This window comes from Halostagnicola alkaliphila, from assembly GCF_055379965.1.
This window is the reverse complement of the sequence record NZ_AP043826.1, coordinates 1,865,797-1,884,589: the sequence shown is the minus strand read 5'-3', so window position 1 is coordinate 1,884,589 and position 18,793 is coordinate 1,865,797. Positions and strand designations below refer to the sequence as shown.

Below are 18,793 nucleotides of genomic sequence, written 5' to 3'. Positions count from 1 at the left end.
GGTCGGGTGGCCCGTCGACTGCACTCGTCAACCAGGCGGAACCGAGTTACAACTCGACGCCGCTCGGGATCAAACTATGCTGGCGGAGAAGACTTCCCTCGTCGTCGTAGACGAGGAACGTCCGCTTATCATAGCTGACGAACGGATCGCCGTCGATACTGATTTCCACTTCGTAGCGACCCTCGTCGTCGGCTGTCTGTTCGCCGTACCCTCGCGCGGCCTGAATGAACTTCAGGACGTCGGACGCATCCTCGTTGAGTTCGAGAATGAACTCGCCGGTCACCCTGTTCGTGACACTGACAACCCCGGCCGCTTCATCGTCCCCACCGAGCGGGGACTGGAGTCGAAGCGACGCATCGGTTTCGTTTGCCTCGAGGAGGTCGCCAGTCGGTCCTGTCAGGCGCTCGCGAAGATCCGTCGTCGGGCCGGTGAACTCGATCGATACCTGCGGCTTTCGGGGTTCGCTATCGGTCTCGACCCAATCGACATCACTGACATCTAACGTGAAGTGCTCGCGCCTCATTCCGTGAGTATCGTTTGGGCCTCACACGGTATGAACGTAACGCACGCAGTATCTGACAGACCGAAACGTAACCGACTGACGCGAGGGTATTATTTCCCGTTTCGTGAGGGGGTCGTCCGTCGTACCATCCATCGATGTCGATGTTCCAGACCGGTTCGAACGTCTTTTGCCCGTCCTGATCGGAGAGACCATCACCGAATGAGTAATCGCGCCGAGGTCCGCGCCACGTACGACCGAATCGCCGATCACTTCGCCTCGACGCGCGAGTACGCCTGGCCCGAGGTCGAAACCTTCGTCGAAGGTGCACCACCCTCGAGCGTCGGCCTCGACCTCGGCTGTGGAAACTGCCGGCACGCGGAACTCCTCGCCGATCGAACCGATCGCGTAATCGGGCTCGACGCGAGCGGGGGGCTCCTCGAAACGGCGCGTACGAGAGCGACCGAACGCAGTTTTGACGTCGATTTGCTCCAGGGAGATGCCGCACGGCTCCCCCTCCGTGACGATGCGATCGATCTCGCGGTTTACGTCGCCACGATCCAGCACTTACCCACCGAAACGAGTCGACGAAACAGTCTGGACGAACTCGCTCGAGTGCTCGCACCCGGTGGGCAAGCGCTCGTGAGCACGTGGTCGACCGCTCACGACAAGTTCGACGAAACCGAGGCGTTCGACACCACCGTCGAGTGGACTCTCCCGGGCGGTGAGACGGTCGATCGGTTCTATCACATTTACTCGCCCGACGCATTCGAAGCCGCGCTTGAGGCCAGCAACCTCGAGATACTCGAGTTCGAACTCTCGAGTGGCAACTGCTACGCGACCGTTGGACGGTCGTAGCCCCCGCTCGCAGTCGACAATCGAAAAAGGAAGGCACTTAAGGAAGTATCTCCAATCGCCTGATAGAGCGCGGATGGTCTAGTGGTAGGACCTGAGCCTTCCAAGCTCATGGCCCGGGTTCAAATCCCGGTCCGCGCATATTTTCACGCGAGCAAATTCGCGAGCGTGGAATATCGCTCGAGGGATTTGAATTACGGAAGACGCACGCTCGCGAGTGAAACGAGCGAGGCCGTCTTCAGGTGGTTCAAATCCCGGTCCGCGAGTTTCTGTGAACCCACTCCTCGAGTGGCGAAACTCTCAGCCCAGACGTTCACGCCGGATCCTCGTAACGCCCCTTCTCGAGCCAGACAGTGGCCGAGCAGCCCTGTGGAATAGGCGAACCACCGATGAGCGCGGCCGCCGCTCTCGAGAGCACCACCTGACCACGCGAAGAAATAACGGGCTTCGAGTTTACCCGTACGTCTCGAGAAGGTACGCATCGAGATCGGCGATCAGTTGCGAATCCGAACTCCAGAAGCCGGTAAATTCGCCGTGCGATCCTTCTTCGGCGAGCAACGCGTAGGAGCCGAGCGGATCGTCGCCGCCGTCGTAAACGAGAAACCAGAACTCGCCGATTTCGGCGGCCGTCTCGGTGTGAATCGTCGGTACCAGCGCAATCGGGGCGGTCCAGTCGGACTGTCCGTAAACGTGGATCTCGAGTTCCGTTTCGCGTGCGAGTCGGTCGTAGACGGAAAGCTGGTGATCGAACGCGGTTAGCTGTTGGAAGCCCGCTCGAAGGATTCCGGTTCCGATATGCCAGGCGCGGTGTTCGATATCTCGTGCGGTCGCGAGCAGCTGGCGTCTGCTAAGCGGATGCGTAAGCGTATTCTCGAGAATCTCGAGTAAACGACTGTACTCGGTCCCGACGAAATACTCGTCCCACGGCTCGGAGATCGCTGGATCGAGGAACTCTCGGGCCGCAGAGAGCTCTATCGACGCCTGAAACGTTCCGTTTTCGTGGACGATGAGAAAGCCGTCGTCGCTGGCGTCCGGAAGCGACCGATACTCGGTCGTGATGTTTCGATGTTCGAACTGATCGACGAGTTCCGTCGCCGGCTGTGGCGCGTAGATTTCAATCGACCGGCTAGCGCCTTCGACGCGCTCGAGAAAGTCAGAAAGGGGCATCGATCTCGAGCAGGTCGATCTGTGTTTTTCGAGCGTGTGGTTGTTCGGGGAGTGACATGCTCAGGACCCGGTTTCTTCGCGACAGGATCGTTCGATAATCGTTCGAATCGGCTCCGGACACGGTGACAGCGAGAGCGATTCCGTCGACCGATCGTACTCGACGAAATTCGAGTCGATAAGCACCGGCAGGTGGCGGTGTCGAAGGTCTGTGGCAACGTCGTCTCGATCGCCTTTGTCCGCCACTTCGGCCGCGTTCGCGTGCACCCATCCGGTAACCACGTTTGCGACTTCCGGTAGCGTGACGCGGTCGTGCTCGAGGAGAAAGTAGAGTACGTACCGACGATCACGCTCTCGAAGAACATCGAAAACGCTATCGACCGCGTCGGGACCAACAGCTTCTCGGCCGGAGTGCTGTGAGTTGTTGATCATCGGCGGTCACTCTCTAGTGAAGGATCTCCGCTCAAGTCACTCTTTGGCTTGCAGAAGGGGCGTATTTCCGAGCAATTGAAACAGCTATCGGTGGACGGATTATCGAACGTGCAAACAGCTGTGTTACTCCTCGAGGGGCGAATCGGCGGGTTGCTGGTAGACGTCGATCATGACGGCGAAGATGGCGCCGAGGACGAGCCCGAACAGCGCGTGACCGGCGAGACTTTCGACGGCGGTCCCCGGGAATTCGGCCGCGGCTTCGCCGCCGACTTGCCCAGCTAGCGTGGGCAAGACGATTAACGGAAGAATCGCCCAGACCGCCAGCCCGAACGCGAACCCCGCGCCGACGATTCGAAGCATGACTCCGGTCTCCGAGAGCGCTTCCGTTTCGGGATTCGTTCGAATAATGCCCAGAACCATCTCTCTGGTGACGATAAATCCGAAAATCAATCCGAGTACAGCACCGTGAGCGATGTGAATCGCCCAGCCGACAACGCCACCGGCCTCGAGGCCGTAGAAGGCTGGAATCGCGACTTGTAGGATACCCGGGTCGAATAGCCACATGACGAGACCGAACGTGGCTGCGGCGACCGCTCCTGCGATCAAACCGCCGACCGGCCAGCCGAGACGGCTCTCGATACCGTACGTGGACCTTTCTTCAGACTCGGCGCTCATAGTGTCGGCCCCTACCACGAACTGACCCAAAAGCGTTCGTCCGGCATCAGTCTCTCGAGAAGCGGTTCGGATTCCAGTGTCGACGATGAAACGAGGATCTTAGTGTCTCCACAATCGAATCGAGGGCACTGTGGAACTCGAGGTACTCGGCTGGCCACCTGACGGACCGAAACTCCGTCTCGATTACAAGCGATTTAGCTACGCCGGGAAGTTCGTCATGACGAATACGGGCAAGGCGGTCGCGAGAGCGAGCGGGGACGGAGATGGCGGTCAAAGCGCCGCTCGAAGTACCGCCGAGGGCGAGGAGGCAACCGACGATCAAAGCGACGATTGGGACGACGACGTGCTCGCGGCGGCGTCGTTTAACGAGGACAGAACCGACGGCGAAACGCTTTGGATACGGTATGTCACCGTCGCACAGTCGCGGCGAGGAGAAGGAATCGGTCCGGAGTTGCTCGGTTTCGTCCGCGACAGGGCGATCGATCGCGGCTACGCTCGAGTTCGTATCGCGGTCAACAACCCGTTCGCCTACGAAGCGCTCTACCGGACCGGATTTCGGTTCACCGGCGAGACGACCGGATTGGCGGAACTTGTCCTCGAGTACAACCCCGATGACGGAACCGCCGAGAGTGAAGCGAACGAACGCTCGGCGAGCTCCCCTCCCGTCCGGAGGTCAGGAGACTATCAGGACGGACTCGAGCAGTTTCGGGAACGCGACCTCTCCCCACAGGAGGAATCGTTTCTCGAGGAGCGACTCGAATGATGGTTAGGCGCAGCTCGGATGCGGCTCTCGCTGTGAGAAACACAACGATTCAAACCCTGGGTCCCCAATACAGGGGTAATGGGAAACGCAGCATTGCGGGATATCGCCGTCATCGATGAGATTCCTTTCGATGATATCGAAGGAGTCGTCGCAGTCGACGCACACAATTGGTTGTACCGCTACCTGACGACGACGGTCAAGTGGACCTCGAGCGGAAAGTACACGACGGCCGAAGGGACGGAGGTCGCAAACCTGCTCGGGATCGTTCAGGGCGTTCCGAAGTTTTTCGAGAACGATATCGTCCCCGTAATGGTCTTCGACGGCGGGCCCTCGGAACTCAAATCGGACGAGATCGAATCCCGCCGGGATCAGCGCGAGACCTACGAGGATCAACTGGAAGTCGCGCGCGAGGAGGGCGATCAGGTTGCGATCGCACAACTCGAGTCGCGGACCCAGCGGCTTACAGAAACCATTCAGGAGACGAGCCGCGAACTGTTCGAGCTTCTGGACGTTCCCGTCGTCGAAGCACCGGCCGAGGGGGAGGCGCAGGCGGCACACATGGTTCGCCGCGGCGACGCCGACTACGTCGGCTCCGAGGATTACGATGCACTGCTGTTCGGTTCACCGCTGACGCTTCGCCAACTGACGAGCAAGGGCGACCCCGAGCTGATGGATCTCGAGGCGACGCTCGCCCACCACGAGTTGACCCTCGAACAACTCATCGACGCCGCGATTCTCATCGGTACGGACTTCAACGAGGGCGTCAGGGGGATCGGACCAAAGACGGCGCTCAAAGCAATTGCCGAACACGGCGACATGTGGAACGTCCTCGAAGCTCGCGGCGACAGCGTCGAGTACGGCGACCGCGTCCGACAGCTGTTCCGGGAGCCGAACGTCACCGACGACTACGAGTTCGAAACGAGTCTCGAGCCGGATGTCGAGGCCGCTCGAGCGTACGTCGTCGACGAATGGGGCGTGGATGCAAACGAGGTCGAGCGCGGCTTCGAACGAATCGAAGAGAGCGCCGTTCAGTCCGGGTTAGACCGTTGGACGTGATGCTAGGTCGATAGCTGAGGGCGTAGTGGTCGATTGGCGGCTGAGGGAGCACTGGAGACGTATGGTTCAATGGGAGGAAACGATGGGGTGTGAGTGAGGACTGACACAGACGGGAAGGTTAGAAGATGGAACTGAATTACGGATATCCGTGAGACAGACAATCGAGGCATAGTTTCTTCACACCCCTTGGCCGGCCAAATACAGATGAAAGTACCGATTTACTAATGTGTTCTTGCAATATACTATGGACAATACTGTGTATAATATGATTGATTTACTACAGTTGAACCGAACGGGGGTCAAAATCACTGAAACACACCTCCGTCTCGGTGACAGACACTCGTTTCTCGTGGAAGATACCTATCGAATCGCCATACTGAAGCGGGTTAATATGATCTTGCCACCTGGGCAGTCAATCACAGTAATAAAACAAACGTCTCGATCTGCGGACTTGATCCATCCGAAACGGTGGTATATAATGGCAGACGTGAATGGAGCCCTCACAAATCAAACCATAGTCAACAATCAGTCACTATCATCTAGTTTCATCTTGGTGAAGACATTTATACGAAATCCGTTCTTACTCGTCAATCTCTACCACGTTTCAACGGATCGAATCATGAACTGTGTACGCTGCGGAAACGATGCCGGATACAATCGACTGGTCGCCGAACTATACAGTGGGGCCGAGATCGGGGGGTTGTGTATGAACTGTGAGAAAGAACAGTACGGGGAGTGTCTCTCCTACGTGGCTCGAAACGAGCCGCGCCAATGTGCGTTCTGCGAGCGGGACGGCCACTTCGCCCTTCCGCGATGGGTGCCGTCGCTCGAGAAAACGGACGACAAAGTCGTCTCCACTGTCTCGCTCGAAGAGACGGATACCGCAGTCAAACTGTGCGACGAACACGCCCAACCAACGGTGAACGAACCGACGACCGACAAACAGCTCGCCACACGATGACGGTACCGCTGCGAACGCACGCATCCTGGATGTCGAAAAACGACGACCGGATACTCGAGCATCTCGCTCGACACGGATCGCATCGACCGCGCCAACTCCGTTCTGCGTTGGCCGAACGGAGCGCGGCGCTCGATTTCCGCGCTGTGTACCTCCAGAAGCGTCTCGAGATTCTCGACGACGCGGGGTTACTCGAGAACGACGGGTTCAGCTATACGATTTCTGCGCGGGGAGTGGCGTACCTCGAGGGCGAACTCGATGTAAGTACGGTGGACCGTGGGAACTCCCAGTAAACGCGTCTATAAGAACTGCTAGCGGTGAGCCGCCGGATCTGATCGGCTCACGGGTATCAGTTCAATCGACGGATAATCACGAACCCGTTTCCGTAGATGGTGATCCCGAATCCCTCGTAGGCGAACCAGATGTGGTTGTTGTCGCGACGGGATTGTACCGACCGCGGCTCGAATATCGTCTCGAGGCTGTCCGAATCCACCACGTTGTGGATCGACTCGAGTGCTTCGGGTGGCTCGTCGACTATCTCGGCGATCGTCGTCACGATTTCGACTGCGAGCGAATCGTGTTCGTCCCAGTCGTACTGGAAGAACGTCATTCCCGCTCCCGGCGTTGATGCGTCTATCGGAGTGTGCTCTCTTGATGCAGTCATGCGTTCAGTTCCCTTCAGTTGACTGTCTTGGACACTGATAGGGATCACAGTCTATACCGGGGAATAGTATAAACCCCTGTCAGACAAATTCCGTCTGATTGTACGACGAAATAAATATGGTGGGTGGCACCGTTGGGTGAATCGCGTCTCCCGGAGTTGTCTTACGACGTTCCGTCCGGCGATTTTGTGCGTATCCCACTCTCGTACGGCGGTTTCATCTTCATGGTGTGGTTTCGGTCGTCCCGTGAGGGAGTATCGCGATTCCGCTCGAGCAGACGAGGTACTTGCCTCGATTCGGCGAAAAGCCAGCGCCGTCGCTCGGAACTGTGAGTATCGGAATGAAAGTATGAATGTGGACACCCGTGGTTGCCCGGCGTTCCGACCGGGGGAATCCCAGTTGCCTCCTCCACCCCGCGACCCGTCGAGCGACAGGTGTCCGGCGGTCCACTGCTCGCTTCCGCGCCTGATGGGCTGTCGCCGATTAGCCACGATGGGACGTCCCTGCGGACGGCCATCGTGGCCCGCTGTCCCCGACGGACGAGGCTTCTCTGTTGGCTCCCGGGGCCCCGGTCGGTCTGACCGGACGCCCACGGGGATCGGCCCCCGCTAAAGACCATAGTGCGGGTAACGAGCAGGGCCTAACTGCCCGACCTAGTCCACTTCCTTCTAGCCGCCATTGGCTTAAGGGCCTTTCGCTCCATCCGTTCGAAGGTGATCGATCACTCGAGTTCGCCGTGATTCGCCTCGCCGGATTCACCACGTTCTTTTGACGTGAGTGGAATCGCAACGACGAGCAAAGTCGTGTAATAAAGCCCCACGGCGGCGACGACGACCGTGCCGTCGATACCCGGAAGCGAGGCGCTCTCGACGAAGGAGTCGTCGGGGTTGAACGCCCAGAGGTGAAACACCCATCCGAGTAACATCGCCGTTATCAGCGGGAGGTACACCCGACGGAGACGGTGACTGACGGCACCGCGATAACTGATCTTCGAAACCGGCTCTCGGTAATCCCGACTCAGTTCTGCTCGCCAAGCGTCGGTTTCGACGCCCTGAGACGGATCCAGCGCGTTCGCAAAGAGGTTTTCCTGGAGCGTCCGGACCCTCGAGCGCCAGATATCGTAATCACAAAACCGCCGCGCCTCGATAAAGAGGAAGATGGTTCCCATGATGAGCCCCGCGAGAATCACCGCGTGAGACACCTCGCCGGAGAACGAGTACGCGACGATCGCACTCATAACCGTAACCGCCCAGTTGGTGGTCGTATCCAGCCGGTCACGCCATCCGACGGTTCGTTCCATTTCGCCGCGGTACAGGTGCGCCGCGACGGAACCGAGGCCGGTGCTCTGCTCGATCATCTCCCGACCGATCTCTTTTTCCGAAGGATCCTCGGGGTCGAAGTCGGTCGTTCCGTCGCTCATACCGACCGATACGGGTTCTACGGACGACTTGCTTTCCATGAGTTCCCATTTCGAACTGTCCCGCTAGCCGAACAGATGGAGTCGGTCCCTCGAGCAACACGTGGGTTCAGTATCGGGCGGGGAAACTCCGTCGAGTGCACTACTCAAGAAGGTCGGCGACATCAGTTTCCGAACCGGCAATAATGAGAGCGTCGCTCCGATCGAGCGGCCGATCTCCGATGTTCGTGATGAACTCTCCGTCGTCTTCGAGTGCGACGATCGAACAGTTGGTCTGCGCGCGAAACTCCGCGGGATCGAGTTGTTCGAGCGCATCAATCGCAGTCTCCGATGTCTCGACCCGCGTCAACGTCACCCGCTCGCCGAGCGTCATAATTTCCCGATCGAACACTCGAAGTGTGATCATCCGCCCCGCGACGTTCGGGAGGCTGAGCACGTCGTCGGCACCGGCCGTTCGGAGTCGACTCACGCTCGCTTCCCTGTCGCTCGCGACGACGAGTTCGAGTTCGTCGGTAAGCGATCGGGCGACGAGCGTCGTCAGTATCGCGTCGTCGTCATCGTCGAGCGCGACGAGCAACGTCTTCGCGTCCTCGAGGTTCGCTTCGGTGAGCGTCTCCACGGTCGTGGCGTCGCCGACGATATCGACAAACGAGCCATCCTCCTCGTCGACGAGTCTCGTCTCGACGCCAGCCCGTTCGAGCGTTCCCATGGCCGTTCTGCCAACGATTCCGGCACCGACGATTACGACGGGTCCGCGAACGGTGTCGTACCGATAGCCGGTCGAGCCGACGACGTCTTCGACGGCCTCGAGGTCGTCGCTGTTGCCGACGACGAGCAGGGTCGTATTTTCGTCGGCGTGAACGTCGGCTGGCAGCGATGCGAGAAAATCGCCGCGAACCCAGGCACCGAGCACCGTTACGCCACTTTGCTCGAGACGGCGGGCAGCGTCGAGCGTCTCCCCGTAGAGGTCGCCGTCGGGGCCGACCGGGAGTTCGACGATCTCGAGTTCCTCGCCGCGCTCGAAGGTGTCTTCGGGAAGTTCTATCACGTTTCGAACCTTATCGCCGAGGGACTTTCCGAGACGGTGCTTTGGCGACAACACTTCGTCTGCACCCGCGTACCGAAGATACTGGGCTCGAGACGGGTCGGTGACGAGCGCGAGAATTGTTGCGTCGATATTGCGTTCTTCGGCTGCAAGCACGACGCGAATATATTCGTGTACCGATGCATCGACGAGCACCGTACTCGCGGCGTCGACCCGTGCGTTGTCGAGTGTCTCCTCGGACGATGGGTCACCATAAAGGACCGCGTATCCGCTCTCGTGAAGTTTCTGGGCTCGGTCCGACGACGGGTCGACGATCACGTACGGCGTTGCGCTCGATTCGAGCTCTTCGACGAGCGTTTGAGACAGTTCGGTATAGCCCACGATAATGACGTGGTCCTCGAGTTCGTCGATCTGTTGGGGCGGTGTCGGTTCGATGAGATCGGCTACCCATGGAACGACGAGCACGGGAAACGCGACGAAGATGTACGCGATCCCTGTCATTTGAATGAGGATCATCAGCGCCGTCATCTCGAGGCTCTGCCAGGGAGCATCCTGACCGTAGCCGGTGGTGGTCATCGACTGAACGACGATTTCGAACGCCTGCACCCAGTTCCGGGGTTCGCCCTCGAGCGAGGCCATTCCGAACCTGTAGGCGACGGTGTACAGCACCAAAAACACGAGAAGCGATCCGACGTAGATGCCGAGTCGCCGCCTCAAGTTGAGCACGGTCGACCACCGAACCGAGTATTCCGTCCGTTGTAAGCGTGTGTCGAGTTCATCGGGCTAGACTGCTGTCTTCGACGCCGACGATAATCGTTCTTGGCCGTGATTGTTCGGCTTCACGGCGCCGTTCGGTGGATCGGTACCGACAGGTTGGAATTGGACAGTCGGAACCGGCAGGTCGGGAGGAATTTTCGTCGCTGGGGGGCATGAGAGGAAAAGAACAACTAGGTAGGGGCCAAATACGCGACCATGGGACTCGGAAGCACTGCAAAGAAGATCCAGATGATGTCGGATAAGGCCGAACAGATGTACAAGCAGGTACAGCAGCTTCAACAGCGTATTGTACACCTCGAGGATGAGGTCGACGACACCCACGACACCGTCAAAAATCTCGATCATCAGCTGACCGAACAGCGGGAGTTGTTGCTCGCGATCGCCGACGAACGGGGAATCGACGGCGAGGAGATCCTGGCCGAAGCCGCCATCGACGAGGCAGAAGAGGCGGAAACTGCGGACGAAGAAGCCAAACCGGATACGAAGAGCACTAAATCTGCCGGAAGCGAACCCGCCGAAGGATCCGCACCACAGACCGAACAGTAGCGGCGGTATTCGAACTGTCCGTCGAACGAGTCTTTGTCGAGTCGAGTGCACCTGTTGTCGATAACACTAACAACAGGGGCAACATTTGCCAACACGATGACGACCCACGGGAAACCGTTGGATTCGGTACTCGAGACGATCGGCGAAACGCCACTGGTGCGGATTCACGACGCCCCCAGCGGCGTTCCGATCTACGCGAAACTCGAGTCGTTCAATCCCGGCGCAAGCGTCAAAGACCGTATCGGACAGTACATGCTCGAGCGGATGCTCGAACGAGGTGACGTTTCAGCGGGCGGCACCGTGATCGAACCCACCGCGGGCAATACGGGAATCGGGTTCGCCATCGCGGCCGAGCAACTCGGGCTAGACGCTATTTTCGTCGTCCCCGAACGGTTCAGCCTCGAGAAACAGCAACTGATGGACGCTCTCGGCGCGAGAGTGATCAACACGCCGACCGAGGACGGCATGGACGGTGCGATCGAGCGAGCCCACCAACTCGCGGACGAACTCGACGATGCGGTCGTTCCACAGCAGTTCTCGAACCCGCTGAACGTCGAGGCCCACTACGCGACGACGGGACCGGAGATCTACGAGGCGCTCGGCGACGAAGTCGGTGCGATCGTCGCGGGTTGTGGCACCGCGGGAACGCTGATGGGAATCGCGTCGTACGCACGCGAGCAAACCCCGGAGACGTACGTCGCGGCCGTCGAACCTGAGGGCTCTCTGTACGGCGAGTTTTTCGCCGAGAATCGCGAGGAAGGGGAGTACAAAACCGAAGGGATCGGTACCCACAACACGGAAACGAACGAGCTCTTCGATCCCGAACTGGTCGACGACATCTACGCCGTTCCCGACCGAGACGCACACGCGGAGCTCCGGCGACTCGCTCGAGAGGAGGGTCACCTCGTCGCCTCGAGTGCAGGCGCAGCGAGTGCCGCCGCGAAAACCGTCGCACGAGAAATCGCCGCCGGCGAAATCGACGTCCCACACGAGTCCGTCGTGACGGTGTTTCCCGACTCGAGCGAACGATATCTCTCGAAGGGGATCTATCGGGATTTCGATGAGTGGGAGAACTAACGGGAATCCCGGAACGGTTGTAACGAATGGTGTCGTCCGGGACGGATTCGAACAGGAAATTGGGCTTGCTAAACACGGGTCACCCCGCAAGTGTCGGCTGGCCACTTATTCGCGCTCGAGCCGTTTTCGACGTATGGCAACCGAACGGACGTGGACGCGACGGACCGTCCTCCGAATCACCGGTGCGTCGGCGACGATGGCGCTCGTCGCCGGTTGCGGCGACGACGAGGAACCCGAATCCGAAGAGGGAACGGGGAACGGTCAAGAACGTGAGGAGGACGACGAAAACGACGACGGCGCGATCAACGGGGACGACGGAGCAGGTGATGACGCGGGAGACGACGACGGCACAAACGGCGACGATGATACAAACGGCGACGATGAAGACGGTGAAACGAATAACTGACCGGAACGAGTCGACAAGCGCTGACGACCGGAAGCAGATCGCACCGCCCCAACCGAGTATAGCAGGCCCCCGAGTATAGCAGGTCGATTCCGAAGTTACCCGGCGAGCCGTCGGTGCTCCACTTTCATACACCGATCTTGGACGACCTCCCGATCGTCAGCTTCGACGCGTGCCGCGGCGTCATCGTCGCTAATCCCTAACTGCGTCCAGACCACGTCGACGTCCTCGCGCTCGAGGACTTCGTCGACGATCCCGTCGACCTCGTCGCTCGGCCGAAAGACGCAGACGATGTCGATCTCCGACTCGAGGTCGGACAGCGAATCGACGACGGGCCGGTCGAATATCTCCTCCGCAAACGGGTTGACGGGGTGGATATCGTAGCCGTGCTCGAGTAAATACGCCGGCACGTCGTGAGCCGCCTTGCCCGGCGAACTCGAACAGCCGACGACGGCGACGGACTCGTTCTCGAGAATCGCTCGGAGTTCTTCGTCAGTCTCGACTGGCATACGTCAGTGTAGTACTCCCGTCAGTAAACCTCTGTGGGACTGCGACGATTTTGGAGAGCGCGTTCGACAGACGGAGGCGTTCAAAAGACGCCCAACAACTCGTCCGCACGCCCGACGATGAAAGCCAACGCGGCGAGGAACATCCCGTATTTGAGCAACGACTGGCCGCTCGTCGGATCCTCGAAGCTCTTCACACCGGCGTAGAGCATGAACAGGTCCGCCGGAATAACGACGACAAGGTAGGCAAGTCCGAAGTACCCGAGCAGGTAGGGGAGCGGACTCGCGAGGACGCCGATCGCGAGTAACCCGAGCGATATCAGCAACGCCCGCCGCTCGCCGACCGCGATCGGCAACGTGTTCAGCCCCTCAGCGCGGTCACCCTCGAGATCCTCCACGTCTTTGACGATCTCCCTCGTAAGGGTCGCTATCGCGGCGAGTACGAAGAGCACTATCGCCGACTCGATGTCGCCGACAGCGGCGCTCCCGAAGAGGAACGTGCTCCCGACGAGGGCGGCCACGAGCGCGTTGCCGATTCCGGGTAACCCCTTGAACACCTCCGTATAGGCGATCAGCGCGAGCAGGTTTATCCCCGCGATGGCGATCGCGAGCGGCGGGAGCAAGAGCGCTAACCCGACCGCCATAACGAACAGCACGATACTGAAGATCAACGCTCCGCGCGGGCTCACGGCTCCGCGAGGAATCGCCCGATCGGGCTGGTTGATCCGGTCGATCTTTCTGTCGAAGTAATCGTTGATCGCGTTCCCGGCACCGACGGCCAACCCGGTTGCACCGACGGCCGCGCCGACCGCTATCGGCTCCCCTGTCAGCCCACCCGCGACGAACGCCCCGATAAACGTGAGCACGCTGGCAGCGATCACGTTCACGGGACGCGTTAGCTCGAGCAACCCACGTGCCGTCTCCGCCGCTGTCATATCCCGCCATGGTCAGGCCCGAGAGATAAACAATCCGATACAGCCTTCCCAGCCGCTCTCAACTTGCTTGCCGATCGCGGCAAAATAACACCCCTCTATCGCCAGTCCTCGAGGTCACAGAGCGAATCGGCCGGCACGGAAATCCACTGTCCTTCGCTCTCGTCGTCGTGTGACCGCCCCGGCACCGCGGTCCACGTCTCGTCTTCTTCGGTCAACAACTCGAGGACGTCGCCGGCGTGCTCATCCGCATTTGGGATGGAGGGTTCGTTCGTCATCATGACTCACCTCGGTCTTCGAACGCCTCGCTAATGACCCGTCTGAAAATTTTCACCGACTGAGAACCAGCGATACTCCGGGTCGGGCGGCGGTCGCTCGAGGCGGGTGCAAATCGAGTAACTTATACGGAGCCGTCGGGAACAAACAGGTGAGGGCGCTTAGCTCAGTCTGGACAGAGTGCTTGGCTTCGGACCAAACCGTCGCGGGTTCAAATCCTGCAGCGCCCATGTTTCTGTCGCGAACAAATCCGTGAGCGACAGATACTGGACTGCGAAGGATTTGAATCAGGGAGCAGCTTCGCTGCGACCGTGGTTCAAATCTTGCAGCGCCCAGCCGTTTTCCGAACGATTCTGAAACACGGTGGTGCCGTTCCGGCGAGTTCGTACGTTCCTTCATTATCGAAGATTGAACCGAGTGTGGCGTCTAGAAGGTGAATTTTGAGTGGCTGATCACGCGACGGATGACCGATGATCCACTAGATATTCCAACTGGCGAAACGATCCGAATCGTCCTTGCACTCGACCCTGCGTTGGCAGCCGAGCAGGAATACGATCCGAACTTCAAGTGGAAATCATCGCTCGTTCTCGCCGCGGCCGAAGGCAGCGAAACGGGAGCCGCTGTCAACGCGGAGCTGTCCTTCGAAGCGTTCTGAACGGCACCCGTTTCGTCGATCCCACCCCAAGATCGGTGCCGGGCGAGCTTCGACCGGAACGGCTACGATTCGTCCCGTCGATACCGGCCATATGACATCGGATCACCGGCTCGAGGTCGATCAGTACCTCGAGCGAATCGGCGTCCAATCGAACCGTCGGTCGCGTGCCGACTGGGAGCTTCTCCTCGAGGTACAGCGTCGTCACCTCCTCTCGGTTCCCTTCACCAATGTCTTCGTTCGGAACGGTCACGGAACGTCGCTCGACCCGGACGTGGTCGTTCCGCGAATCGCCGGTGGCGGCGGCGGTCTCTGTTACGACTGCAACGGGGCGTTCGCGTGGCTCCTCGATGAGCTCGGATTCGACGTTTCCCGCTGTTCCGCACGACCGATGCACGAGGATGGCTCGTACGGCCCCGCGTTCGATCACCTCGCGCTCCTCGTCGACCATCACCTGATCGACGTCGGATTCGGAGACTTCGCCAGGCAGCCGCTTCCGATCGATGGCGAACCCCGGACCGACGTATCCGGGACGTATCGCGTCGTCGACGTCGACGACGAGCACGCCGTCCAAACGCGAACGGACGACGGGTGGCGAGACAAGTACCGGTTCGAGACGACGCCCCGATCTCTGGACGAGTTCGCGGAGATGGCGGCGTACCACGCGACGTCCACTGACTCCCCGTTCACTGGCGAGTTGCTCGCGACGCTCCCGACCGAAGCCGGCCGCATCACCCTCTCGGACACCGTCCTCACCACCACGATAGACGGAACGAAGGAAAAGCAGCGGCTCCCCGAGGACCAGACGGACGATGTTCTCCGCAATCGGTTCGGGCTCGACGGATTTCGCCCGTGAGTTGAACTCGAGGCGCCAGTAATTCGCGTCGTTTGGGCGCCTTTCGTTGCTTCGGGAGCGCGTCGAATCCAGTGTGCGCTCTCGTACGGTGGAACGGACATCCAGTTCGGGCACAACGTCTGGTTGCGGAAGAAGTACATCGTCGCAGTTCCGAAGGCGATCGACCGCGTCATCTTTCCAAATCACTCGCGACTGGACAACCGATAGATAGGGTTTCGAACTAATCAAGTTCAGTACAATATACCAAATGATTTATGGGAGATGACGACCGTATTCGCCTCGCTTCTTTCGTAAACGAAATCGATTGGCAGACATCTTTCCTCTGTTCGTCAGTAGTAAGAGAGAGGAGGTCTATCGGTTAGCTCTCGGTGGGCTGTTGCACCTCGTAGGTTAGAACCGCAAACACGTCCCCCCGTTTTTCCATGTTAGAACGTATCGGACGAGTTATTCACGTCACTCATCGAGTACGTCTCGACCATAAAATCGAGACTGTAACGCCCGTGAGTTGCGACGAACGGACGTGGAGAGCAAATCCTGACCCTGACTCACAACCGATTCGTTTTCGAGTACGATACGAAAGCGACCGCTTCGGAGCCTCCGGTCGTGAGCGCGACACTCAGCTATGCTGAAACGGCCGCGAGTCCGAGTTGAAGTCGGAGTTTGAAGCCAGCGAAACGTCCGTTCTCGAGCGCTCGGATCCGCGGGTATCGGGTCGGTTAATAAGGGAGGTCGCCGTCTTCGCCGACTGCAAAGAAAAAGCCGAGATAAAAGAGGCCGATCAACGACCATATTAGCAGTACGACCAGTACGCTCATGGACTGATCACAGGAAACACTCCGAGTCGTTTGCCGCGATCATCGACGACACGTCTTTCCCATCGATACGACCTCCCTTCACCCGTTCTAGGAGAGCCGTAGACAGCTATAGAGCGGTACAACATGATGTGGAACTGTCCGATCGATCAACGTGTCGACCGCCAGTGCGTGCCTTCGATCCACTCCGGTGCAACCGGCCGTGCGAGTCCGCTCTCCTGATCGTACGACGGGTTGTTGTCTCCTTTCGTGATATAGCCCTCGTTCGGAGCCGGACAGTGGACCGCTTCGTCGCACGTGAGCGAAGAGTTCGAGTCGGACTCGAGAGCTGCCACCCAGTCGTCGCCTTCCTCGACGGAGGTCACCGCTCGGTGAACCACGAGTCGGTCCGATTCGTCCCCGTCAACGTGAAAGACGATCACTTCTCCGTCCTCGAGATCTTCGTAGGACCCGCTATCGGTGACGACGATCCGCGAGTCCTGTTCTATCGTCGGCTCCATGCTGTCGGTCGGCACCTGATGGACGGCGAGGAAAAACGAAAGCCCGTACAGCACTCCGAGCGCGACCAAAAAGCCACAGACGGCGAGGAGAAGTGTTCGGTTCATGGAGTTGTTAGCTGACATCGACGGTCACGGTCGCGACCGCTGGGTCCGCGTCGGCCGTCGTTATCGGTTCGTCCCCGTCTCGGAGGTCGATTCTGAGATCGAATTCGACATTCGTCAGTATCTGTGTAACGTCCGTGTCGGGTTCCAGTTGCCCGAAATCTCCGTCGATTTCCGAGTGCTCGGAAAGGGGGACAGCGTCGATACCCAGATCGGTAAACGAGGCCGTCGTGGTGCCGTGTGGCAGGTCTTCCTCGGTTAACAACTCTTCCGCGCCGATCGTGTGATCGTCGACGAGCGCCTCGAGGGCGGTACTATCGTCCGAAGGGGTGCTCCCGCTGTGATGGGGTTCTGGCGTCTCGACGAGTTGGGGGTAGTCGTCCGGGTCCGTGATGGTATCCCAGGTATCCGCGAAATCGAAGCCGACCATTTCGTTCTGGGCCGCAGTTCCCCGCATATCACCCGTCGGAAGGCCCGTCAACCCTTCGTCGCCTTCCGCTTCGATGATTCCGTCGTCGTGGCCGGAGGCATCCGTGTCCCAGTACGAATCGGTAATCGTCCCGGAGTCGCCGCCGATCGTTATGCAGACGATCAACACGCAGATTTGTATCGGGTCGGTGCTGTTTACGGCGACGAACCCCGCCGCGTTATCGTCGTCCGGAACGTCGACGACGGAATACGATGCGTCTATCGCGCCGATCTCCGCGATATCGTCGCCGTCGATTCCGACGATGCCGAGTATCCCGTCGAGTAAGTCCAGGACGATTCCGAGAAGCCCCTCGATGAGACCAGCGTCCTCGCCTCCCCCCAGCGCGTTCGATCCCGCGAAACCACCGACGACGGACTCTCCGTCGTCTATGGTTCCCTTCGCGTACGCGTCCTCGATATCGGCGACGTTCAGCCCGACGAATCCGCCGACGAATCCTTCTCCCGAAACGGTGCAGTCCGCGTACGATTGATCGATTAGCCCTTGGTCGTCTTCACCCTCTTCCCGCACGTTTGCTCCGACGAATCCGCCGACGAGTTCTGTCCCTTCAACCTCGCTTTCGATCGCGTACGATCGCCCGATCGCTCCGACGTTCACCCCCGCGACAGCACCGACAGCGTCACCGCCCTGAATGTCCCCGTGGACGATGCCGACGTCTTCTACGGTCCCCGCGTTCACCCCGAACAGTCCCACCCCGTCCGCGTCCCTGTCGATCGTGAGCCCACAGATCCGATACCCGTTCCCGTCGAGCGTTCCCTCGAACGCCTCGTCCGCGTCGAGGTCGACGAGCGGATCGAATCCGTCCCCGCCGTTCCATTCTCCCGTTTGCGTAGCGTCGATGTCGTTGCCGAGTTCGTACTGTGCATCTAGCTCCTCGTTGATCGCCTGAAGTTCGTGGTCGTTCGTCACTGTGTACGGGTTGGCCGTTGACCCGTCTCCGGCCATCTCGTCGAGAACCGCCGCCAGATCGTCCGGCTCCTCGTCGTTGGGCTCGCTCCATCCCGCGAGACCGCGTTCGTCCCTGCCGCCGACGTGGGGGTCGGCCTCGAGAGTGATACTGAACTGGTTGTCCAGCGCCCCGGCGGTGACGTTACTGTACTCGAGCGTGATCTCGGACGTTTCGGAGACGGCGACGTTTCTGACGATACCACAGCCCGTCTCGAGCAGGAGATCATCAGCTTCCAACTCGAGGTCGGCGGCGAACGCCGGTTCGTCGGATTGCAGATACCGCTCGTATCCGAACGCGGATCCCAGAGCGGTTCCGACGGCCCCGACCATCGCGGCTCGCCGCGATATCGCTTCGTTTCCGGGTGACGACTGCTCAGTTGTTCTCATTGTCAG

The 18,793-nt window shown here is 59.6% G+C and carries 22 protein-coding genes, 2 tRNA genes and 1 other RNA gene; 12 read left to right on the top strand and 13 right to left on the bottom strand.

All coding sequences use genetic code 11. The annotated features are described in order from the left end of the window. Positions 1 to 46: 46 nt before the first annotated feature. The gene (locus tag ACZ5C7_RS14545; RefSeq protein WP_464377010.1) at positions 47 to 523 is read right to left on the bottom strand and encodes a DUF5793 family protein; all 477 of its coding nucleotides are present in this window, start codon (positions 521 to 523) and stop codon (positions 47 to 49) included. A gap of 198 nt (positions 524 to 721) precedes the next feature. Between ACZ5C7_RS14545 and ACZ5C7_RS14540 the strand changes: the two genes are divergently transcribed. Together ACZ5C7_RS14540 and ACZ5C7_RS14535 are read left to right on the top strand one after the other, a co-directional pair. Next, complete coding sequence (locus ACZ5C7_RS14540) at positions 722 to 1,357, top strand: class I SAM-dependent methyltransferase (RefSeq protein WP_464377009.1); 636 nt, start codon at positions 722 to 724, stop codon at positions 1,355 to 1,357. Between the two features lie 67 nt (positions 1,358 to 1,424). Continuing rightward, positions 1,425 to 1,495: transfer RNA gene (locus ACZ5C7_RS14535), tRNA-Gly, on the top strand. A 312-nt stretch (positions 1,496 to 1,807) separates the two neighbouring features. Here the strand turns inward: ACZ5C7_RS14535 and ACZ5C7_RS14530 are convergent. The 3 genes from ACZ5C7_RS14530 to ACZ5C7_RS14520 form a co-directional block, all read right to left on the bottom strand. After that, positions 1,808 to 2,521, bottom strand: coding sequence for a DICT sensory domain-containing protein (locus ACZ5C7_RS14530; protein ID WP_464377008.1), 714 nt, complete (start codon positions 2,519 to 2,521; stop codon positions 1,808 to 1,810). 60 nt (positions 2,522 to 2,581) lie between these two features. Next, entirely contained in the window at positions 2,582 to 2,950 is a 369-nt protein-coding gene (locus ACZ5C7_RS14525; protein ID WP_464377007.1) for a DUF7344 domain-containing protein, read from the bottom strand. Positions 2,951 to 3,073: 123 nt separating this feature from the next. Further along, a complete protein-coding gene (locus ACZ5C7_RS14520; protein WP_464377006.1) occupies positions 3,074 to 3,625 on the bottom strand; it encodes a hypothetical protein in 552 nt (183 codons plus the stop codon). Positions 3,626 to 3,755: 130 nt separating this feature from the next. On the opposite strand from ACZ5C7_RS14520, the gene ACZ5C7_RS14515 reads away from it, so the two are divergent. The 4 genes from ACZ5C7_RS14515 to ACZ5C7_RS14500 all read left to right on the top strand — a co-directional run bounded on the left by ACZ5C7_RS14515 (position 3,756) and on the right by ACZ5C7_RS14500 (position 6,695). Next, complete coding sequence (locus tag ACZ5C7_RS14515) at positions 3,756 to 4,388, top strand: GNAT family N-acetyltransferase (RefSeq protein ID WP_464377005.1); 633 nt, start codon at positions 3,756 to 3,758, stop codon at positions 4,386 to 4,388. 78 nt (positions 4,389 to 4,466) lie between these two features. After that, entirely contained in the window at positions 4,467 to 5,444 is a 978-nt protein-coding gene (gene fen, locus ACZ5C7_RS14510) for a flap endonuclease-1 (RefSeq protein WP_464377004.1), read from the top strand. 706 nt (positions 5,445 to 6,150) lie between these two features. Continuing rightward, a complete protein-coding gene (locus ACZ5C7_RS14505) occupies positions 6,151 to 6,405 on the top strand; it encodes a hypothetical protein (protein ID WP_464377003.1) in 255 nt (84 codons plus the stop codon). Positions 6,406 to 6,434: 29 nt separating this feature from the next. Beyond that, on the top strand, positions 6,435 to 6,695 hold the full coding sequence (locus ACZ5C7_RS14500) for a hypothetical protein (RefSeq protein WP_464377002.1): 261 nt from the start codon (positions 6,435 to 6,437) through the stop codon (positions 6,693 to 6,695). A gap of 56 nt (positions 6,696 to 6,751) precedes the next feature. On the opposite strand, the gene ACZ5C7_RS14495 is transcribed toward ACZ5C7_RS14500, so the two are convergent. The 4 genes from ACZ5C7_RS14495 to ACZ5C7_RS14480 all read right to left on the bottom strand — a co-directional run bounded on the left by ACZ5C7_RS14495 (position 6,752) and on the right by ACZ5C7_RS14480 (position 10,252). Next, positions 6,752 to 7,066, bottom strand: coding sequence for a HalOD1 output domain-containing protein (locus ACZ5C7_RS14495; RefSeq protein WP_464377001.1), 315 nt, complete (start codon positions 7,064 to 7,066; stop codon positions 6,752 to 6,754). A gap of 350 nt (positions 7,067 to 7,416) precedes the next feature. Next, positions 7,417 to 7,728: signal recognition particle sRNA (gene ffs, locus ACZ5C7_RS14490), an RNA gene on the bottom strand. A gap of 57 nt (positions 7,729 to 7,785) precedes the next feature. Then, positions 7,786 to 8,484 (bottom strand): DUF2270 domain-containing protein, encoded by a 699-nt coding sequence (locus tag ACZ5C7_RS14485; RefSeq protein ID WP_464377000.1) that lies wholly within the window; start codon positions 8,482 to 8,484, stop codon positions 7,786 to 7,788. 139 nt (positions 8,485 to 8,623) lie between these two features. Beyond that, positions 8,624 to 10,252 carry a potassium channel family protein gene (locus tag ACZ5C7_RS14480; protein WP_464376999.1) on the bottom strand — a complete coding sequence of 543 codons (1,629 nt, stop codon included), beginning with the start codon at positions 10,250 to 10,252 and terminating at the stop codon, positions 8,624 to 8,626. A gap of 246 nt (positions 10,253 to 10,498) precedes the next feature. Here ACZ5C7_RS14480 and ACZ5C7_RS14475 point away from each other — a divergent pair, with 246 nt between their 5' ends. The 3 genes from ACZ5C7_RS14475 (at position 10,499) to ACZ5C7_RS14465 (ending at position 12,332) form a co-directional block, all read left to right on the top strand. Then, positions 10,499 to 10,849: a DUF5798 family protein gene (locus ACZ5C7_RS14475; protein ID WP_464376998.1), complete on the top strand. Its 351-nt coding sequence runs from the start codon at positions 10,499 to 10,501 to the stop codon at positions 10,847 to 10,849. A 96-nt stretch (positions 10,850 to 10,945) separates the two neighbouring features. Continuing rightward, positions 10,946 to 11,926 carry a PLP-dependent cysteine synthase family protein gene (locus ACZ5C7_RS14470; RefSeq protein WP_464376997.1) on the top strand — a complete coding sequence of 327 codons (981 nt, stop codon included), beginning with the start codon at positions 10,946 to 10,948 and terminating at the stop codon, positions 11,924 to 11,926. A gap of 133 nt (positions 11,927 to 12,059) precedes the next feature. Continuing rightward, a complete protein-coding gene (locus ACZ5C7_RS14465; RefSeq protein ID WP_464376996.1) occupies positions 12,060 to 12,332 on the top strand; it encodes a hypothetical protein in 273 nt (90 codons plus the stop codon). Positions 12,333 to 12,427: 95 nt separating this feature from the next. Here the strand turns inward: ACZ5C7_RS14465 and ACZ5C7_RS14460 are convergent, their stop codons facing one another. From ACZ5C7_RS14460 to ACZ5C7_RS14450, 3 genes are all read right to left on the bottom strand, one after another. After that, positions 12,428 to 12,838: a CoA-binding protein gene (locus ACZ5C7_RS14460; RefSeq protein ID WP_464376995.1), complete on the bottom strand. Its 411-nt coding sequence runs from the start codon at positions 12,836 to 12,838 to the stop codon at positions 12,428 to 12,430. An 80-nt stretch (positions 12,839 to 12,918) separates the two neighbouring features. After that, on the bottom strand, positions 12,919 to 13,770 hold the full coding sequence (locus ACZ5C7_RS14455) for a geranylgeranylglycerol-phosphate geranylgeranyltransferase (protein ID WP_464376994.1): 852 nt from the start codon (positions 13,768 to 13,770) through the stop codon (positions 12,919 to 12,921). A 95-nt stretch (positions 13,771 to 13,865) separates the two neighbouring features. Beyond that, entirely contained in the window at positions 13,866 to 14,045 is a 180-nt protein-coding gene (locus ACZ5C7_RS14450; RefSeq protein WP_464376993.1) for a DUF7511 domain-containing protein, read from the bottom strand. A gap of 153 nt (positions 14,046 to 14,198) precedes the next feature. Between ACZ5C7_RS14450 and ACZ5C7_RS14445 the strand changes: the two genes are divergently transcribed. The 3 genes from ACZ5C7_RS14445 (at position 14,199) to ACZ5C7_RS14435 (ending at position 15,551) form a co-directional block, all read left to right on the top strand. Further along, positions 14,199 to 14,273, top strand: a tRNA-Arg gene (locus ACZ5C7_RS14445). 233 nt (positions 14,274 to 14,506) lie between these two features. Further along, positions 14,507 to 14,698: a hypothetical protein gene (locus ACZ5C7_RS14440; protein WP_464376992.1), complete on the top strand. Its 192-nt coding sequence runs from the start codon at positions 14,507 to 14,509 to the stop codon at positions 14,696 to 14,698. Between the two features lie 91 nt (positions 14,699 to 14,789). Further along, the gene (locus tag ACZ5C7_RS14435) at positions 14,790 to 15,551 is read left to right on the top strand and encodes an arylamine N-acetyltransferase family protein (RefSeq protein ID WP_464376991.1); all 762 of its coding nucleotides are present in this window, start codon (positions 14,790 to 14,792) and stop codon (positions 15,549 to 15,551) included. Positions 15,552 to 16,512: 961 nt separating this feature from the next. Here the strand turns inward: ACZ5C7_RS14435 and ACZ5C7_RS14430 are convergent. Together ACZ5C7_RS14430 and ACZ5C7_RS14425 are read right to left on the bottom strand one after the other, a co-directional pair. After that, positions 16,513 to 16,968 carry a S26 family signal peptidase gene (locus tag ACZ5C7_RS14430; RefSeq protein ID WP_464376990.1) on the bottom strand — a complete coding sequence of 152 codons (456 nt, stop codon included), beginning with the start codon at positions 16,966 to 16,968 and terminating at the stop codon, positions 16,513 to 16,515. 7 nt (positions 16,969 to 16,975) lie between these two features. Continuing rightward, positions 16,976 to 18,787: an autotransporter outer membrane beta-barrel domain-containing protein gene (locus ACZ5C7_RS14425; protein ID WP_464376989.1), complete on the bottom strand. Its 1,812-nt coding sequence runs from the start codon at positions 18,785 to 18,787 to the stop codon at positions 16,976 to 16,978. Positions 18,788 to 18,793 lie beyond the last annotated feature (6 nt).

What these genes read in the sequence shown, in the direction of transcription:
- ACZ5C7_RS14545 (WP_464377010.1), bottom strand. Translation starts at nt 523, where the DNA reads ATGAGGCGCGAGCACTTCACGTTAGATGTCAGTGATGTCGATTGGGTC.
- ACZ5C7_RS14540 (WP_464377009.1), top strand. Translation starts at nt 722, where the DNA reads ATGAGTAATCGCGCCGAGGTCCGCGCCACGTACGACCGAATCGCCGAT.
- ACZ5C7_RS14530 (WP_464377008.1), bottom strand. Translation starts at nt 2,521, where the DNA reads ATGCCCCTTTCTGACTTTCTCGAGCGCGTCGAAGGCGCTAGCCGGTCG.
- ACZ5C7_RS14525 (WP_464377007.1), bottom strand. Translation starts at nt 2,950, where the DNA reads ATGATCAACAACTCACAGCACTCCGGCCGAGAAGCTGTTGGTCCCGAC.
- ACZ5C7_RS14520 (WP_464377006.1), bottom strand. Translation starts at nt 3,625, where the DNA reads ATGAGCGCCGAGTCTGAAGAAAGGTCCACGTACGGTATCGAGAGCCGT.
- fen (WP_464377004.1), top strand. Translation starts at nt 4,467, where the DNA reads ATGGGAAACGCAGCATTGCGGGATATCGCCGTCATCGATGAGATTCCT.
- ACZ5C7_RS14505 (WP_464377003.1), top strand. Translation starts at nt 6,151, where the DNA reads ATGAACTGTGAGAAAGAACAGTACGGGGAGTGTCTCTCCTACGTGGCT.
- ACZ5C7_RS14500 (WP_464377002.1), top strand. Translation starts at nt 6,435, where the DNA reads ATGTCGAAAAACGACGACCGGATACTCGAGCATCTCGCTCGACACGGA.
- ACZ5C7_RS14495 (WP_464377001.1), bottom strand. Translation starts at nt 7,066, where the DNA reads ATGACTGCATCAAGAGAGCACACTCCGATAGACGCATCAACGCCGGGA.
- ACZ5C7_RS14485 (WP_464377000.1), bottom strand. Translation starts at nt 8,484, where the DNA reads ATGAGCGACGGAACGACCGACTTCGACCCCGAGGATCCTTCGGAAAAA.
- ACZ5C7_RS14475 (WP_464376998.1), top strand. Translation starts at nt 10,499, where the DNA reads ATGGGACTCGGAAGCACTGCAAAGAAGATCCAGATGATGTCGGATAAG.
- ACZ5C7_RS14470 (WP_464376997.1), top strand. Translation starts at nt 10,946, where the DNA reads ATGACGACCCACGGGAAACCGTTGGATTCGGTACTCGAGACGATCGGC.
- ACZ5C7_RS14465 (WP_464376996.1), top strand. Translation starts at nt 12,060, where the DNA reads ATGGCAACCGAACGGACGTGGACGCGACGGACCGTCCTCCGAATCACC.
- ACZ5C7_RS14460 (WP_464376995.1), bottom strand. Translation starts at nt 12,838, where the DNA reads ATGCCAGTCGAGACTGACGAAGAACTCCGAGCGATTCTCGAGAACGAG.
- ACZ5C7_RS14455 (WP_464376994.1), bottom strand. Translation starts at nt 13,770, where the DNA reads ATGACAGCGGCGGAGACGGCACGTGGGTTGCTCGAGCTAACGCGTCCC.
- ACZ5C7_RS14450 (WP_464376993.1), bottom strand. Translation starts at nt 14,045, where the DNA reads ATGACGAACGAACCCTCCATCCCAAATGCGGATGAGCACGCCGGCGAC.
- ACZ5C7_RS14440 (WP_464376992.1), top strand. Translation starts at nt 14,507, where the DNA reads ATGACCGATGATCCACTAGATATTCCAACTGGCGAAACGATCCGAATC.
- ACZ5C7_RS14435 (WP_464376991.1), top strand. Translation starts at nt 14,790, where the DNA reads ATGACATCGGATCACCGGCTCGAGGTCGATCAGTACCTCGAGCGAATC.
- ACZ5C7_RS14430 (WP_464376990.1), bottom strand. Translation starts at nt 16,968, where the DNA reads ATGAACCGAACACTTCTCCTCGCCGTCTGTGGCTTTTTGGTCGCGCTC.
- ACZ5C7_RS14425 (WP_464376989.1), bottom strand. Translation starts at nt 18,787, where the DNA reads ATGAGAACAACTGAGCAGTCGTCACCCGGAAACGAAGCGATATCGCGG.